We start from the raw sequence: 14,401 nt of genomic DNA, 5'->3' as shown, positions 1-14,401 counted from the left end.
GCCGGAGCCGGAGCTTCAGCCTTGGGTACTGCAGCCGCCGGCGCTGTGGGCGCAGCGGGGCCAGGCGCAGGCGCCGGACGGGTCGCTGCCGGGCTGGCAGATGCCTGGGGGGCGGACGCCGGAGCTTCTGACTTCGAAGCTGCGGGGGCGTCGGGGTAAGCGTTGCGCAGTTTCCGCACAACGGGAGCCTCGATTGTTGACGAGGCGGAGCGAACGAATTCGCCCAGTTCCTGCAGTTTGGTTACTGCATCTTTGGAAGTAATACCGAGCTCTTTAGCAAGCTCATGTACGCGGACCTTGGCCACATTTCTCCTGTCTCGGTCCGCACCGAGCCAGGCACGAACCGTCTACTTCTTACTGCGGGCCTCCGCCGCGAATGCAGCTGAAAGGCCCATTGCAGAGCGCAACAAAGTTGTCATCGTTGCGCACTCATCGCTGGGAACTCATCGGGTTTCCATCAGTTTTCTGACCCGCTTTCAGGTTGGACGGTTGTTGCTGCGGCCACCGGGGTGCCCACGGCTTCCGTGCCGGCAGTGATCCGGCGTTCAACATCGGCTGTACCGGCTGCGCCGTTGAGGGCGCGGCCGAACGCTCGACGTTTGACCGCCAGTGCCAGGCACTTTTCGCTGGGGTGCAGCCATGCTCCCCGGCCAGCCATCCGGCGTCGTTCATCCACCACGACGGCGGACGAACCACCGGCGCCGGCGACGAGCCGGAGTAACTCCGACCGCGATCCTTTTTGTCGGCATCCGATACAGGTGCGCTGCGGCTGATTCCCGAGGTGTTGCACATGTGCCACGTTCGAGTATCTTCCTGCCAGTACAACTGCTTGGTGAATCACCGCGTCCCGGGAATCCGGGAAAAACCCAGACGCGCCAAAGACACACGGATACCGGCCGTGAGGCGCGGTCATGTCTATTCTAGCCCCTCCGGCGCCCGGGTCCCGAACCCAGGCATGCCGGTCAGCTTGGAAATCACGGCTAACCCGTGAGAGCGCACACAGGCTGTGGGCCGCGATGGCGGCCCGCAGCGCCTGTTGGTGCCCGTGTTCGTGCGCTTGCGTGCCCGCGCTATTTGCCGGTGTTGACGGCGGCGTCGGAGACGATGTCGATTCGCCATCCCGTGAGCTTGGCGGCGAGACGGGCGTTCTGCCCCTCTTTGCCGATGGCGAGGGAGAGCTGGTAGTCGGGAACGACCACCCGGGCCGAACGCGTGGCTTCGTCGGTGATTGTGACCGAATTCACGCGCGACGGCGAGAGGGCGCTGGCGATGAAGGTCGCCGGATCGTCGTTGTAGTCAACGATGTCGATCTTCTCGTCGTTCAGTTCAGTCATGACCGCCCGGACACGCGACCCCATTTCACCGATGCAGGCACCCTTGGCGTTCACGCCGGGCGTGTTTGCCTTGACGGCGATCTTGGTGCGGTGGCCGGCTTCGCGGGCAAGCGCCACGATTTCGACCGAACGGTCCGCGATCTCGGGAACTTCGAGTTCGAAGAGCTTCCGGACGAGCCCGGGGTGGGAGCGGGACAGCGTGATGGACGGGCCCTTGGTGCCGCGGTGGACGTCGATCACGAAAGCGCGCAGCCGGTTGCCGTGGATGTACTTCTCGCCGGGAACCTGCTCGGGCGGCGGCAGCAGTGCCTCCACCGTGCCCAGGTTCACCTGGATCATGTGCGGGTTGTTGCCCTGCTGGATGGTGCCGGCGACAAGCTCACCTTCACGGCCCTTGAACTGGCCCAGCACGTTGTCGTCCTCAGCGTCCCGGAGGCGCTGCAGGATGATCTGCCGTGCGGTGCTCGCCGCGATGCGTCCGAAGCCCGCGGGGGTGTCCTCGAACTCGCCGATCGGGGCGCCGTCGTCGTCGATCTCGGTGGCCCAGATGGTCACGTGGCCGCTCTTGCGGTCGAGCTCGGCCCGGGCCTTTTCGAAGGCGCCGGGGGTCTTGTGATAGGCCACGAGCAGTGCCTGCTCGATTGTTGGAATCAGGAGATCCAGCGGGATTTCACGCTCACGCTCCAGGAGTCTCAGTGCGCTCATGTCAATATCCATCAGGCCTCCTCAGAAGGTCCATTGTTTGCTTTTTCCAAGCCGGCCTCTTCGAGGTGGCTGAACTCTATCTCGACTTTTCCGCTGCGGATCCTGTCGAAAGGAAGCTTGACGGGTTCACCTTGTTTGGGCTTCATGCCCTTCTTGACGGCGATTTCCGGAACGAGGGTGACTCCCCCATCGTCTACGGACTGGACCCTGCCGGTGACGTTGTCGCCTTGGATCACGTTCACGTTGACCATCCGCCCGCGGGCACGGTGCCAGTGCCGCTCCTCTGTCAGTGGACGGCCGACGCCGGGTGAAGAGACTTCGAGCTCATAGGGGCGCGCGTCCATGCTGGGGTCGTTGTCCAGGGTGTCCGAAAGGGTCTTGGAGATCTCGGCGATGACGTCGAGCCCGACGCCCCCGGTCTCCTCCTGCGGCAGGTCCACCACTACGTGGACCACCCGGTTGGCGCCGGCGACATGGATGGATACGTCCTCCAGGTACAGCCGGTTCGCCAGTACTGCGGGTTCCAGGAGTGCGTGAAGGCGCTCGGCCTCGACATTTTGAACGGTTGCGGCTTCAGCCTTTCCCGTCCCGGTCCGGTCTGTTGAAGTCGTGGCTTCTGCGTTGGTCATGATGCCGGCCGCCTCCCGCTAGATGATGTTGTGTGTACTAGCCTAGCGATTTTCCGGGCGGCGTGGTGCACGCAGTTCCGGGCCGGCATGACAACATGGTCTGTTGTGAAAGACGACACCAGGGAAAAGCGATGGCAGGATCACTTTCCCCGGTCGCTCCCCCGCTATGTGCTTTTGGTGTGCCTCGCCCTGGTGGTGGTGAGCCTTGGCGTGGTCCTGACGCCGGCCAGTCCGCCGGAGCCTGCGATCCCACCCTTTTCTGAGCAGGCGCGCGCCGCCGCACTGGCCGAAACCCGGCAACTGCTGGACGCCGGCAGCCAGCTTGGCACCGCGGCCCGGGCCGACTCAAAAGACGGCCCGGCCGAGGGCGCTGATGGCCGTCCGGCCGATGCCGGGAATCCCGCCATCGACCGGACTGTGACCTTGCTGACACTCCAGGCGCAAGCTCTGCTGGCACCGGGAGAAAGTCCTGCGGACCCGGCCGGCGCGGCTTCCGCCTCCGGCCGGGCAACGCCCCCGGCAGCGTCCGCCGCACCTCTTCCGGCGACCGCCGCCGGGCTGGTGGCGGCCTTGGCAGGCAGCGGCCGCCAGCGCCTCGCGGACGCGGCCAAGGCCGACGGCGGCATGGCACGGCTCTTGGCCGCCGTCGGCACCGCTCAGCTGCTGCAGGCGTCCGCCCTCGCCGCCGGCACCGGAACGGCGGCGCCGGCAGCCGACGTAACCCCGCCGCAGGTGTCCGGCACCTGCCCGTCGCAGTCAGCAACGGCCCCAACCACAGAGCGTCAGGCCGCAACAGAACCGTCCACAGCAGCGCAGCCCGAAGGAGAGCCATCCGCGGCCGCGTCCAGCCTCGGCGGCGCCCTGGCGTCGGCTGCGCGGGCCGAGGCGCAGACCATCTACGGCTACCAGGTGGCGCTGACCCGGCTCGGCGGCGACGCGGCGAAATCCGCGGCCGGGGAACTGGCCCATCATGACGCGCTCCTTGGCGCCGTGGAATCCCTGAGCCGGCTGCACTGTTCCGCGGTGCCAGCACGCGAGGCGGGCTACGCGCTGGCGCCGTCCTTCCTGGCCTCCCCCGCCGCCGGCCTCGGCGACCTGGAAGCCGCCACCCTGCCGGTCTATGGCGACCTCGTGGCGCTGAGTGAGGGCGGGACCCGGCAGTGGGCCATCGCTGCACTGTTCGGGTCTGCGAAACGGGCGGTGCAGTGGGGTGCGGATTCCGGCGCCCTGCCGGGCCTGGACAGGGCGTCGATGCCGTCGCGGCCGGCGGGCGAAACGCCGTCGCAGCCCGCAGGCTGAACGCCGGAGCAAGCCTCGGCTTATTTTGGTAAGCCTTGGAATACTGGCATGCCCCGGCCCCGGGTGATTTGCTGTAGGCATGGAAACGACCGGCGCCGCAACCCAGCACGAGAACGAGCCGCACCACAATGACATCGCACACCGCCTCAATTGGCTCCGCGCGGGCGTCCTGGGGGCCAATGACGGCATCGTCTCCGTCGCAGCGATCGTCGTCGGCGTCGCCGGCGCGACCACCGATACCGGAGCAATCCTGCTCGCGGGCGCCGCGGGCGTGGTGGGCGGCGCTATCTCGATGGCGCTCGGGGAATATGTCTCCGTCAGCAGCCAGAAGGACAGCCAGCACGCCTTGATCGAAAAGGAGCGCCGGGAGCTGGAGGAACAGCCGGAGGAAGAGCTCGAGGAGCTCGCGGCGATCTACCAGGGCAAGGGCCTCAGCCCCGCGACCGCACGGACGGTGGCCAAGGAACTGACGGCGCACGATGCGCTCGGCGCGCACCTCTCAGCCGAACTCCATATTGACGAAACCGACATCGTGAGCCCGTGGCACGCGGCGTTCGCTTCTGCCATCGCGTTCCTCGCCGGTGCAATCCTGCCCATGATGGCCATCCTGCTGCCGCCGGAAAGCATCAGGATTCCGCTGACCTTCGTGGCCGTGCTCGTGGCGTTGGCCGCCACCGGCGCCGTGGGCGCGTGGATTGGCGGTGGCTCAAAGCTCAAAGCAGCGATCCGCGTGGTGATTGGCGGCGCCGTTGCCCTGGTGGCAACGTTCGCGATCGGCAACGCGCTCGGCGCGAGCGGCATCGTCTAAAGGCCCCCGGTCCCAGAGGAACCATCCGAGGTCCGCCTGGGGCAGGCCAACGCGGCGGCGACCCCTCCGGCCCTACGATAGGTCCCGTGAACGCGATCCCAGATGTCCCCATCCCGCCTGATCTTTCCCGCCGGTACGCCCGTACCCCTGCGGGACGCACCTGGCTGGCGACACTTCCTGACCTGATCGGGCGATTCCTCGACCAGTGGGACCTGGAGCCGGATCTGGAACCGGGGGCCCTTCCCTGGAACGGGCACGGCGGCGTCGTCATTCCTGTGCGGCGCCGGGACAGGCAGGGGTCCCAAGGCAAGGGCGAGGCAGCCGTGCTGAAGCTGGCTTTTCCGCACGAGGAGGCCACTCGCGAACACCACGCCCTCGCCCTGTGGGGAGGCCACGGCGCCGTCAGGCTGCTGGCCGCCGACGCCGGTTCCTGCGCCCTGCTCCTGGAGCGCCTGGACGCCTGCCGCTCCCTCCTGGATGTCCCGTTGGACACAGCGGTGACGGTGTGGGGCGGCGTGGTCCGCCAGCTCAGCGTGGTCCCGGACAGCCGGCCGGAGTGGCGGGAAATCGACCACGTGGCGGCACGGGCCGAGCAGTGGAGCGATGATTTCCCGGAGGCGTGGGAACACCTCGGGCGGCCGTTCCCACGCTGGCTGCTCGAGGCGGCGCTGGAGGTCTGCCAGACCCGTGGCGCCGTCGGCCGGCGGTCCGGCAAGGACGTCCTGGTCCATGCGGACCTGCACTATTTGAACGTCCTGGCCCGGCCCGGCGTCCCGGAGCCGGCAACCCGGAACCCACCGGCGGGGCCGGAACAGTACGCTGCGATCGATCCCCAGCCAATGGTCGGCGAGGCGGAGTTCGCCGTGGCCCCGGTGCTGTGGAACAGGATCCGGGAGTTGCCCCAGCAGGATCCCGGGCGGGCGCTGCTCGCGCGGTGCGCGGATTTCAGTGCGGCCGCCGGTCTGGACGCCGAGGCCGCCCGGCAGTGGAGTCTGGCGCGCGAGGTGGAGAACGCCCTCTGGTATGCCTCGCAGCGCCATCACGAAGGCGATCTGGCCCGATCGCTGTGGGTGGCGAGCACGCTGGCCGGCCGGACGCTTCCCGGCCTGCCCGCCCCGCAGTCACTCCCGACGCCCGGGGAAGCTGGCGGGATAGCTGGCGGCTAGCCCCGCACGGCCGCCAGCGCGTCGCGGACGGCGTCGACGGCGACTCTGACATCGGCGTCGTCCGTGCTCCAGTTGCTCACCGAAATCCGCAGGATATCGCGGTCCTGCCAGCGTGACCCGGACATCCAGACCCGGCCATCAGCCATGACCCTCTCCGTCACGGACCGGGTCACGGCGTCGTCGCCAAACGCCAGGGACACCTGGGTGTAGTCGACGTCGTTGAGCACCTCCACGCCGTCCAACGCCCCGAGCCGTTCGGCCAGCTGCGCGGCCCGGTGCACGAGCGTGCGGACCTGGCTGGCGACACCGTCACGGCCCAGGGATTTGAGCGCTGCCCACACCGGCACGCCGCGGGCCCGGCGGGAGAGCTCGGGCACTCTTTGGGACGGGTCTCCGGCCCCGTCGGCGGCCTGGATCAGGTAGCTGGCGTGCAGCCCCATCGCCGACCGCAGCGCCTGGGCGTCGCGCACGATCACGATCCCGCAGTCGTAGGGGACATTGAGGGTCTTGTGCGCATCTGTGCCCCACGAATCGGCCAGGCCGAGTCCCGCGGTCAGGGCGGACAGTTCGGGCACGGCGGCCGCCCAGAGCCCGAACGCCCCGTCCACGTGAACCCAGGCGCCGTGCGCCTTCGCGACGGCGATGGCCTCGGCGAAGGGGTCGAAGGCACCCGAATGCAGGTTGCCGGCCTGCAGGCACACGAGGGCCGGGCCGGGGCGGCCGCCCTCCCCGGTGCTGAGCGCAAGGTCCAGGGCGCAGTCCAGCTCGGCCGGGATGATGCGCCCCTGATGGTCGGAGGGCACCACGGTGGGGTGCCCGAGGCCCAGATAGCGCAGGCCGAGGTCGATCGTTTCGTGGCGCTCCTGGCCCGCGAAGCAGCGGATCCGGGGCGCACCGGCGAGGCCGTCGCCGTCAAGGTCCCAGCCGGCATCGGCCATGAGCCGCCAGCGGGCGGCGGCGAGCCCGGTGAAGTTGGCCATGGTGGCACCGGTGGCAAAGCCGACGTCGGACTCCTCGGGAAGACCCAGCAGCTCGAGGATCCATTTGCCGGCGGCTTCCTCGATGGCGGCGGTGGCGGGCGTGGCGAAACGCAGCCCCGTATTTTGGTCCCAGGCGCTGAGCAGCCAGTCCGCGGCCAGGGCGGCCGGCAGTGTGCCGCCGATGACCCAACCGAAGAACCGCCCGGACGGCATGGCCATCAGCCCGGGTTCGGCCTTGGCCGCGAGATAGTCCACCACATCCGCGGCCGGCATCCCGTGTGGGGGCAACGGGCCGCCGAAGTCGGCCGCGAGCTCGGCCGCCGTCGCCTTCGGTCCGATCCGGCGTGTCTCCTGGCTCTCAAGCCACCGGCGTGCGTGCCCGGCCGCGGCGTCGAGGGCATCCCGGTAGCGTTCCTCACTTGCCGACATAGCTGCATGCTACGCCCGGCGCCAACGGACCGGGAGTCCCATGCGGGTGCCGCGGACCTAGTTGGCGCGTGCACCAGTGCGGCCCTGGGCTTTTTAAGGGGATGGTGGAACGAGTGATGAAAGAGAATGCAGCTCGGGGGCCACCCGCGATGGAGGCCGCAATTTCCTCAATGTACCTTGACGGGTACGTAACCGGACGGGTACCTTCAAGGCGTGGAAGCCGTTATGCACGCCTTGTCAGACGAGAATCGCCGCAAAATTCTCGAGCACCTGCGCCGACAGCCGGCGTCGGTCTCCGAACTCGCGGCCGCACTGCCGATCGCTCGCCCGGGGGTCTCACGCCACCTCCGCGTGTTGCGCGAGGCCGGGCTCGTTGAAGTGCACTCACAGGCACAGCAGCGCATCTACAGCCTTCGGCCGGAGCCACTCGCAGAGTTGGATACTTGGCTCGGCCCGTACCGCACATTGTGGGAAGGCCGCTTAAACGCTTTGCATACCGAGATCTCGCGGGGTCACCGCGAGGAGAGGAGCACGACACAATGGCACAGCCAAACAGCGTGATAGGAAGCATTCGCTCGCTCGGTGACGGGAAGGGCGCTGTACGGATGGACTCGCTTTTCGGGACGCCGGCCACAGATCTGTGGACGGCGCTGACCGACCCGACGCGCCTCGCCCGGTGGGTCGCCCGGGTCGATGGCGACCTACATCCCGGTGGGGCGTTCACGGCAGTCTTTACGAGCGGATGGGAAGGCGCCGGACGGGTCGAGTTGTGCGAGGCACCGCGCCGGCTGACCGTGACGATGTCGCCCGGCAGCGAGGAGGAAACGGTCATTGAGGCGGTACTGACTCCCGAGGGACCTGGCACGCGGCTGATTGTTGAGGAACGCGGTCTCCCGCTCGGCGAAATCGCGGCCTATGGAGCGGGCTGGCAGGTGCACATCGAGGATCTGATCAGCTACGAGGCGGGCCTGGAATCCAGCGAGTGGCGCAGCCGATGGATCGAGCTGAACCCGGTGTACGAAGCGCGCTACCGCCTCGATGCCTAATAGGGTCGCGGTTTACCAGAGGCCGCTTCGGTTGTCCGTGAAGGGCCATGTTTGGGCCGCGCCATTCTAGGACAGGTTGTCCTGCCAGACGTCGGAACCGAGCTTGATGATCAGCGCGCCCACCACCACCAGGAACACGATCCGGATGAACTTGCTCCCCTGCCGGACCGCAGTCCGGGCACCGAGGTAGCCGCCGGCCATGTTCGCCATGCCCAGCAGCAGCCCGAGCCCCCACAGCACGGCGCCGTGCGGAACAAAGAACAGCAGGGCGCCGGCGTTAGTGGCCACGTTCACGATCTTGGCCTTGGCGCTGGCCTCCAGGAAGGCGTAGCCCATGGCCGAGACGAGGGCGATGATCAGGAACGATCCGGTGCCGGGACCGATCAGGCCGTCGTAGAAGCCGATCACGCCGCCGATCAGGCAGGCCACCACGTAGTGCCGGTGCCCCTCGTGGCGCAGCTTGGTCAGCTCACCGATGCCGGGCTGGAAGGCGGTGAAGAGCGCGACGGCGATCAGCGCCAGCACGATGATCGGCTTGAACACGCTGGCCGGCAGGTTGGCAGCAAGCGCCGCCCCGCCGTAGCTGCCTGCCAGCGCGATCGCTGCCATGGGCAGGGCGGTGCGCAGGTCGGGCCGGACGCGGCGGTAGTACGTGGCCGCGCTGGTGCTGGTACCGAAGATGGAGCCCATCTTGTTGGTCGCCAGCGCCTGGACCGGGCTGATGCCCGGCACCAGGAGCATCGCCGGGAGCTGGATGAGCCCGCCGCCACCGACGACGGCGTCGACCCATCCGGCCGCCAGGCCGGCCACGACGATCAGGATGACAGTTCCGAGCTGGATCGATTCGAGTCCGGAGACCATTGCCTAGTGCGGCCCGGGACGGCGCGGCATCAGCTGTTGCGCACGGCGTTGACCACGTAGTCAACAGCCTTGTCAACGGCTACATTCTCGGCATTGCCGCTGCGGCGGTCCTTGATCTCCACGACGCCGTCCACGAGTCCGCGCCCGACGGCGAGGATGGTGGGGACGCCGACAAGTTCGGCATCGCCGAACTTCACGCCGGGGGAAACTTTGGGGCGGTCGTCATAGATGACGTCCAGGCCGGCAGCCTCGAGCTCCAGGGACAGTTTTTCGGCGGCGGCGAAGATTTCCTCACCGCGGCCCACGGCCACAACGTGGACGTCGGCGGGGGCGACGGCGCGCGGCCAGACCAGGCCCCGGTCATCGTGGTTGGACTCTGCCAGGGCCGCCACGGCGCGGGTGACGCCGACGCCGTAGGAGCCCATGGTCACCACCACCTGCTTGCCGTTCTGGTCCAGGACTTTCAGGTCCAGGGCGGCGGCGTACTTCCGGCCGAGTTGGAAGATGTGGCCCATTTCGATGCCGCGGGCGGTTTCGAGGGGACCGGAACCGTCGGGCGCCTCGTCGCCGGCGCGCACCTCGGTGCACTCGATGACTCCGTCCCAGCCGAAGTCGCGTCCGGCGACGAGGCCAAAGACGTGCTTGCCTGCCTCGTTGGCGCCGGTGACCCAGGCAGAGCCGCTGACGACGCGGGGATCCACAAGGTAGAGCAGCTTTGCGGCGCCCTCGCTGCCCAGCAGCGGCGCATCCAGGGACATGCCGGGGCCGAGGTAGCCCTTGACGATCAGGGGCTGCTTCTTGAGATCGTCTTCGTTGGCGGCCTCGAGCGTGATCTCGCCGGCAATCGGCAGGAAGGACCCGATGTTCGCCTCGACGCGCTTGAGGTCAACGCCGCGGTCTCCGGGGAGGCCGATGACGACGATCTGGCGTTCGCCGGTGGGCAGCGTCACGGCGAGGACGACGTTCTTGAGCGTGTCGGCGGCGGTCCAGGGACTGCCGTCGGCCTCTGTGCGCGGAACCAGGACGTTGGCGGCGTCGACGAGAGTTTCGATGGTGGGGGTGTCCGGGGTGTCGCGGACTTCGGCGGCCGGGGCGTTGCTGAAGTCGATGTCCGCGGGGACCACGGTGGTGACGGCCTCGACGTTGGCCGCGTAGCCGCCGGCCGAGCGCACGAAGGTGTCCTCACCGATCTCGGTGGGGTGCAGGAATTCCTCGCTCTTGGACCCGCCCATGGCACCGGCAGTGGCAGCAACCGGAATCACTTCGAGGCCGAGGCGCTCGAAGATCTTCAGGTACGCGACGCGGTGGGCGGCGTAGCTGTCGTCCAGGCCGGCGTCGTCGACGTCGAAGGAGTAGGAGTCCTTCATGATGAATTCGCGGCCGCGCAGCAGGCCTGCGCGGGGACGCGCCTCATCGCGGTACTTGTTCTGGATCTGGTAGATGCTCAGCGGCAGGTCCTTGTACGAGGAGTACAGGTCCTTGACCAGCAGGGTGAACATCTCCTCGTGCGTGGGGGCCAGAAGGTAGTCGTTACCCTTGCGGTCCTTGAGCCGGAAGATGCCCTCGCCGTATTCGGTCCAGCGGTTCGTGGCCTCGTAGGGTTCCTTGGGCAGCAGCGCCGGGAAGTGGACTTCCTGGGCTCCGATGGCGGTCATTTCCTCGCGGATGACCTGCTCCACCTTGCGCAGCACACTCAGCCCCAGCGGGAGCCAGGTGTAAATGCCGGGCGCGGCCCGCCGGATGTAGCCGGCGCGGACCAGGAGCCGGTGGCTGGCCACCTCGGCGTCGGCGGGATCTTCGCGCAGGGTGCGCAGGAACAGCTTGGAGAGTCGAAGGACCACAGGTGGGGTATCCGTTTCTGGGGAAGTGCGGGCAAAGCCTAAGAAAAGCATCTAGGTACTAATCTACCGTCCAGAGCGCACCGCTTTGCCGCGCCGGCCCCGCTGCGCCCCCGCTACTGCCCCGCTTCTCGCCCGCTTCTGCGGGGCCGGGCGCATGGAAGAGCCACGCCATAACTGGTGGAAGCCCCTGGCCGTTTCCGGCTGGTCATCCCGTCATGGCGTGGCTCCGTGGCCCCAGCACCCCCCAGATCTCAGGCTGCGAGCTACTTGGTGTCGTCTCCAGGCGTTGTCTTCCCCGGAAAATGCGTTGGGGAGTGTGTGCGCCTATGCGACACGGCTAGGTAGAACCTATGTGACATGCGGCCGGGAAGCAATAGTCTGCAACCGGATATTTTCGGCATGTCGTTGCGGGTCCATGCGGGGCGGTAATCGGGCTACTTCCCGACGAGCACGGCGGCCTGATCCAGTAATTTTCCGGCCCGGAAGATGGCGTCGGCCTCGCTGCCGCCACCTGCCGCGCTGACGGTGATGAGAACGCCGTCCTGGATCACCTGTCCGGTAATCGCCGATTGCTTCCGGCCGCCCGGCAGTGTGCTGTCTGTCCGGTACGCGACGGTGCCCGCGGTTGAGCCGAATCCGGCCAGCTTGGTCAGTTTGAGGTCCACTTTGGTGCCATTGGTCGTGAATGAAAGGGCTGAGCACTTATTGAAGTCCTCGCCCTGGGCGAGTCCCTTCTCGAGCAGCTTGGCGTCAGCCCGGAACGCCAGGGAGACACCCGTGGAAGCGCCCGTCCCGGCATCTTGGGCCACCCCCGCCGCGACCGCCGTGCCCTCGGTCGAGGCTGCCTGGCCGCCAAGGGCCAGAGCCGCGCACTCCGCGGGTTCTACCGAGATCGACGCCAGCAAGGACTTTGCCTGTTCGACCGACTTCTTGAGATCGGCAAGCGGCATCACGGTGAGCGGCTTGCCGTGCGCATCCTTCAACTGTGCCACGAGGGCCGTCAGTTCATCGCTCGTGTAAGCCTTGACTTGCGTCTGGGTGGGAGTAGGCGTCGCGGCCGCGCTGGGAACCGTCGTTGCGGCCTGGGCTTGCGCACTCTGGGCTGTATCCGGCGAGCCAGTGGGGGTGCCACATGCGGCCAATCCCACGGCGCCCCAGGCGAGGAGCGCCGAGGCCCCGAAAATGCGCAGCACTGATGTCTTCATGTTTCCCCCAAAAAACTAGACCGGCCAGCCGGCATTTGCCCGCTAGAAGAGCACTGTAGCGAACGTGCCCACCTGGCGAAAGCCCACCCGATCGTAGGTGGCGCGCGCCTTGGCGTTGAACCCGTTGACGTACAGGCTGGTCACCGGCGCGAGGGTCTGGGCGAGGACGACGACGGCGGCCATGTAGCCCGCGCTCAGTCCCAGTCCGCGGAAGTCGGGATTCATCCAGACACCCTGGACCTGGGTCACTTCCGGCGTGACGGCGCCGAGTTCGGCCTTGAAGACCACATCGCCGGCGGCGTTCACGTGCACGAGGGAATGCCCCTGACGGATGAGGCTCTTGACGCGCCGGCTGTAATACTCCCTGCCGCCGAGGTAGGGCGAATAGCCCACTTCTTCCTCAAACATTGCGGCGCATGCGGGCAGGATCTTGTCGAAGTCAGCCAGCTGGCCAAAGCCGAGTGCGGGCTCGGGCCGGACGGCGGGCGGCCCCGCGATCGTCAGCAGGGGCTGGTGGTCCCGGACTTCGTGGGCGGTCTGGCCGAGCTGCTCCAGCGCCGCGTAGAGAGCCAGGACAGTTTCGGCGGGGCCAAAGATCGAGGCGTAGCGGCGCCCGGAGCGGTGCGCGGCCATCGCAATGAGACCGGCGAGCTCGGGCGCCAGTTCGATCGGCACCAGGTTGGCGCCGGCCCAGCAGGCGCCGAGGAGGGTGCCGCCGTCGAACACGCCAAGAATGCTGGCGCCCCCGGCCGTGGGAGACGCCGTACCGGCGGTCTCCAGGTGCGAGAGGATGAAGACATTGGCGACGGCGTCCCGGTGCGCCAGCGCCAGCAGTTGTCCGGTGTCCGCGCCGCCAAGGACCCGGACGACGACGCCGGGAGCGGCGTCGTCCTTACGAGACGCTAACCACGGGGCTACCCTTGACAGCATCTTCGCCATCGGCGTCCCCCATCTCTTCTGCGATACGCATGGCTTCTTCGATCAGTGTCTCAACAATCTGATCCTCCGGGACAGTCTTGATGACCTCGCCCCTGACAAAGATCTGGCCCTTGCCGTTGCCGGAGGCAACGCCGAGATCAGCCTCGCGGGCCTCGCCGGGACCATTGACCACGCAACCCATGACTGCCACGCGCAGCGGGACCTCCATCCCTTCCAGGCCAGCGGTGACCTGCTCGGCGAGCGTGTAGACGTCCACCTGGGCGCGGCCGCAGGACGGGCAGGAGACGATTTCCAGCTTGCGGGGGCGCAGGTTGAGCGACTGCAGGATCTGGTTGCCAACCTTGATTTCCTCGACCGGCGGGGCCGAGAGGGAGACGCGGATGGTGTCGCCGATCCCGCGGGAGAGCAGGGCGCCGAACGCCGTGGCGGACTTGATGGTGCCCTGGAAGGCCGGTCCGGCCTCGGTGACGCCGAGGTGCAGGGGCCAGTCGCCCTTTTCGGCCAGCATCTCGTAGGCGGCAACCATGATGACCGGGTCGTTGTGCTTGACGGAGATCTTGAAGTCGTGGAAACCGTGCTCCTCGAAGAGCGAGGCCTCCCAGACGGCGGATTCCACGAGGGCTTCSGGGGTGGCCTTGCCGTATTTCTTCAKGATGCCCGGYTCCAGSGATCCGGCGTTGACGCCGATCCGGATGGAGGTGCCGTGGTCCTTGGCGGCGCGGGCGATCTCCTTGACCTGGTCATCGAACTTGCGGATGTTGCCCGGGTTCACGCGCACGGCGGCACAGCCGGCCTCGATCGCGGCGAAGACGTACTTCGGCTGGAAGTGGATGTCCGCGATCACCGGGATCTGGGACTTCTTGGCGATGATCGGCAGCGCCTCGGCGTCATCGGCGGACGGGCAGGCGACGCGCACGATGTCGCAGCCGGAGGCCGTGAGTTCCGCGATCTGCTGCAGGGTGGCGTTGATGTCGGTCGTCGGCGTCGTGGTCATGGACTGGACGCTGATGGGCGAATCGGAGCCGACGCCGACTGATCCCACCTTGATCTGGCGCGTCTTGCGGCGGGGGGCGAGAACGGGGGGCGGTGCTGACGGCATTCCCAGGCTGACCGAGGTCACATGGACTCCCTTTTAGAATTCGAAGTTGCGAAGGTGCGG

15 protein-coding genes are annotated in these 14,401 nt (G+C 67.6%); 5 read left to right on the top strand and 10 right to left on the bottom strand.

The features are described from left to right. The 4 genes from AC1D1W_RS04405 to AC1D1W_RS04390 form a co-directional block, all read right to left on the bottom strand. Window positions 1–305, bottom strand: a 305-nt coding sequence (locus AC1D1W_RS04405; protein WP_476943028.1) for a translation initiation factor IF-2 N-terminal domain-containing protein, incomplete at its 3' end; no start/stop codon positions are given. A 152-nt stretch (window positions 306–457) separates the two neighbouring features. Beyond that, complete coding sequence (locus AC1D1W_RS04400; protein ID WP_308197235.1) at window positions 458–913, bottom strand: YlxR family protein; 456 nt, start codon at window positions 911–913, stop codon at window positions 458–460. A 157-nt stretch (window positions 914–1,070) separates the two neighbouring features. Beyond that, a complete protein-coding gene (gene nusA, locus AC1D1W_RS04395) occupies window positions 1,071–2,051 on the bottom strand; it encodes a transcription termination factor NusA (protein WP_018774503.1) in 981 nt (326 codons plus the stop codon). Further along, window positions 2,051–2,668, bottom strand: coding sequence for a ribosome maturation factor RimP (locus AC1D1W_RS04390; protein WP_028277119.1), 618 nt, complete (start codon window positions 2,666–2,668; stop codon window positions 2,051–2,053). Before AC1D1W_RS04390 ends, nusA begins: the two co-directional genes overlap by 1 nt. Window positions 2,669–2,773: 105 nt before the next feature. On the opposite strand from AC1D1W_RS04390, the gene AC1D1W_RS04385 reads away from it, so the two are divergent. The 3 genes from AC1D1W_RS04385 to AC1D1W_RS04375 all read left to right on the top strand — a co-directional run bounded on the left by AC1D1W_RS04385 (window position 2,774) and on the right by AC1D1W_RS04375 (window position 5,941). Next, a complete protein-coding gene (locus AC1D1W_RS04385) occupies window positions 2,774–3,967 on the top strand; it encodes a DUF4439 domain-containing protein (RefSeq protein ID WP_476943027.1) in 1,194 nt (397 codons plus the stop codon). 79 nt (window positions 3,968–4,046) lie between these two features. Then, on the top strand, window positions 4,047–4,775 hold the full coding sequence (locus tag AC1D1W_RS04380) for a VIT1/CCC1 transporter family protein (RefSeq protein WP_028277118.1): 729 nt from the start codon (window positions 4,047–4,049) through the stop codon (window positions 4,773–4,775). 86 nt (window positions 4,776–4,861) lie between these two features. After that, entirely contained in the window at window positions 4,862–5,941 is a 1,080-nt protein-coding gene (locus tag AC1D1W_RS04375) for an aminoglycoside phosphotransferase family protein (RefSeq protein WP_476943026.1), read from the top strand. On the opposite strand, the gene AC1D1W_RS04370 is transcribed toward AC1D1W_RS04375, so the two are convergent. Further along, on the bottom strand, window positions 5,938–7,350 hold the full coding sequence (locus AC1D1W_RS04370) for a pyridoxal phosphate-dependent decarboxylase family protein (protein ID WP_476943025.1): 1,413 nt from the start codon (window positions 7,348–7,350) through the stop codon (window positions 5,938–5,940). The two genes, AC1D1W_RS04375 and AC1D1W_RS04370, sit on opposite strands and share 4 nt — an antisense overlap. A 225-nt stretch (window positions 7,351–7,575) precedes the next feature. On the opposite strand from AC1D1W_RS04370, the gene AC1D1W_RS04365 reads away from it, so the two are divergent. Both AC1D1W_RS04365 and AC1D1W_RS04360 read left to right on the top strand, forming a co-directional pair. Further along, window positions 7,576–7,911, top strand: coding sequence for an ArsR/SmtB family transcription factor (locus AC1D1W_RS04365; RefSeq protein ID WP_476943031.1), 336 nt, complete (start codon window positions 7,576–7,578; stop codon window positions 7,909–7,911). A gap of 44 nt (window positions 7,912–7,955) precedes the next feature. Next, entirely contained in the window at window positions 7,956–8,396 is a 441-nt protein-coding gene (locus AC1D1W_RS04360) for an SRPBCC domain-containing protein (RefSeq protein WP_279294156.1), read from the top strand. Between the two features lie 66 nt (window positions 8,397–8,462). Here the strand turns inward: AC1D1W_RS04360 and AC1D1W_RS04355 are convergent, their stop codons facing one another. From AC1D1W_RS04355 to ispG, 5 genes are all read right to left on the bottom strand, one after another. Next, window positions 8,463–9,257, bottom strand: a complete 795-nt coding sequence (locus AC1D1W_RS04355; protein ID WP_028277113.1) for a sulfite exporter TauE/SafE family protein — start codon at window positions 9,255–9,257, stop codon at window positions 8,463–8,465. 29 nt (window positions 9,258–9,286) lie between these two features. Beyond that, window positions 9,287–11,098: a proline--tRNA ligase gene (locus tag AC1D1W_RS04350; protein ID WP_476943024.1), complete on the bottom strand. Its 1,812-nt coding sequence runs from the start codon at window positions 11,096–11,098 to the stop codon at window positions 9,287–9,289. Between the two features lie 434 nt (window positions 11,099–11,532). Beyond that, window positions 11,533–12,303 (bottom strand): hypothetical protein, encoded by a 771-nt coding sequence (locus AC1D1W_RS04345; protein WP_243179605.1) that lies wholly within the window; start codon window positions 12,301–12,303, stop codon window positions 11,533–11,535. Window positions 12,304–12,345: 42 nt separating this feature from the next. After that, a complete protein-coding gene (locus tag AC1D1W_RS04340) occupies window positions 12,346–13,233 on the bottom strand; it encodes a GNAT family N-acetyltransferase (RefSeq protein WP_223914221.1) in 888 nt (295 codons plus the stop codon). Further along, window positions 13,196–14,362, bottom strand: coding sequence for a flavodoxin-dependent (E)-4-hydroxy-3-methylbut-2-enyl-diphosphate synthase (gene ispG, locus AC1D1W_RS04335; RefSeq protein ID WP_476943023.1), 1,167 nt, complete (start codon window positions 14,360–14,362; stop codon window positions 13,196–13,198). Before ispG ends, AC1D1W_RS04340 begins: the two co-directional genes overlap by 38 nt. Window positions 14,363–14,401: the final 39 nt, after the last annotated feature.

It is taken from the genome of Arthrobacter sp. P1_B4 (genome assembly GCF_056406555.1).
Note: the sequence above shows the minus strand (reverse complement) of the source record. Positions and strands in the feature narration are given on the sequence as shown.

What these genes read in the sequence shown, in the direction of transcription:
- AC1D1W_RS04400 (WP_308197235.1), bottom strand. Translation starts at nt 913, where the DNA reads ATGACCGCGCCTCACGGCCGGTATCCGTGTGTCTTTGGCGCGTCTGGG.
- nusA (WP_018774503.1), bottom strand. Translation starts at nt 2,051, where the DNA reads ATGGATATTGACATGAGCGCACTGAGACTCCTGGAGCGTGAGCGTGAA.
- AC1D1W_RS04390 (WP_028277119.1), bottom strand. Translation starts at nt 2,668, where the DNA reads ATGACCAACGCAGAAGCCACGACTTCAACAGACCGGACCGGGACGGGA.
- AC1D1W_RS04370 (WP_476943025.1), bottom strand. Translation starts at nt 7,350, where the DNA reads ATGTCGGCAAGTGAGGAACGCTACCGGGATGCCCTCGACGCCGCGGCC.
- AC1D1W_RS04380 (WP_028277118.1), top strand. Translation starts at nt 4,047, where the DNA reads ATGGAAACGACCGGCGCCGCAACCCAGCACGAGAACGAGCCGCACCAC.
- AC1D1W_RS04345 (WP_243179605.1), bottom strand. Translation starts at nt 12,303, where the DNA reads ATGAAGACATCAGTGCTGCGCATTTTCGGGGCCTCGGCGCTCCTCGCC.
- AC1D1W_RS04365 (WP_476943031.1), top strand. Translation starts at nt 7,576, where the DNA reads ATGCACGCCTTGTCAGACGAGAATCGCCGCAAAATTCTCGAGCACCTG.
- AC1D1W_RS04360 (WP_279294156.1), top strand. Translation starts at nt 7,956, where the DNA reads ATGGACTCGCTTTTCGGGACGCCGGCCACAGATCTGTGGACGGCGCTG.
- AC1D1W_RS04340 (WP_223914221.1), bottom strand. Translation starts at nt 13,233, where the DNA reads ATGCTGTCAAGGGTAGCCCCGTGGTTAGCGTCTCGTAAGGACGACGCC.
- AC1D1W_RS04355 (WP_028277113.1), bottom strand. Translation starts at nt 9,257, where the DNA reads ATGGTCTCCGGACTCGAATCGATCCAGCTCGGAACTGTCATCCTGATC.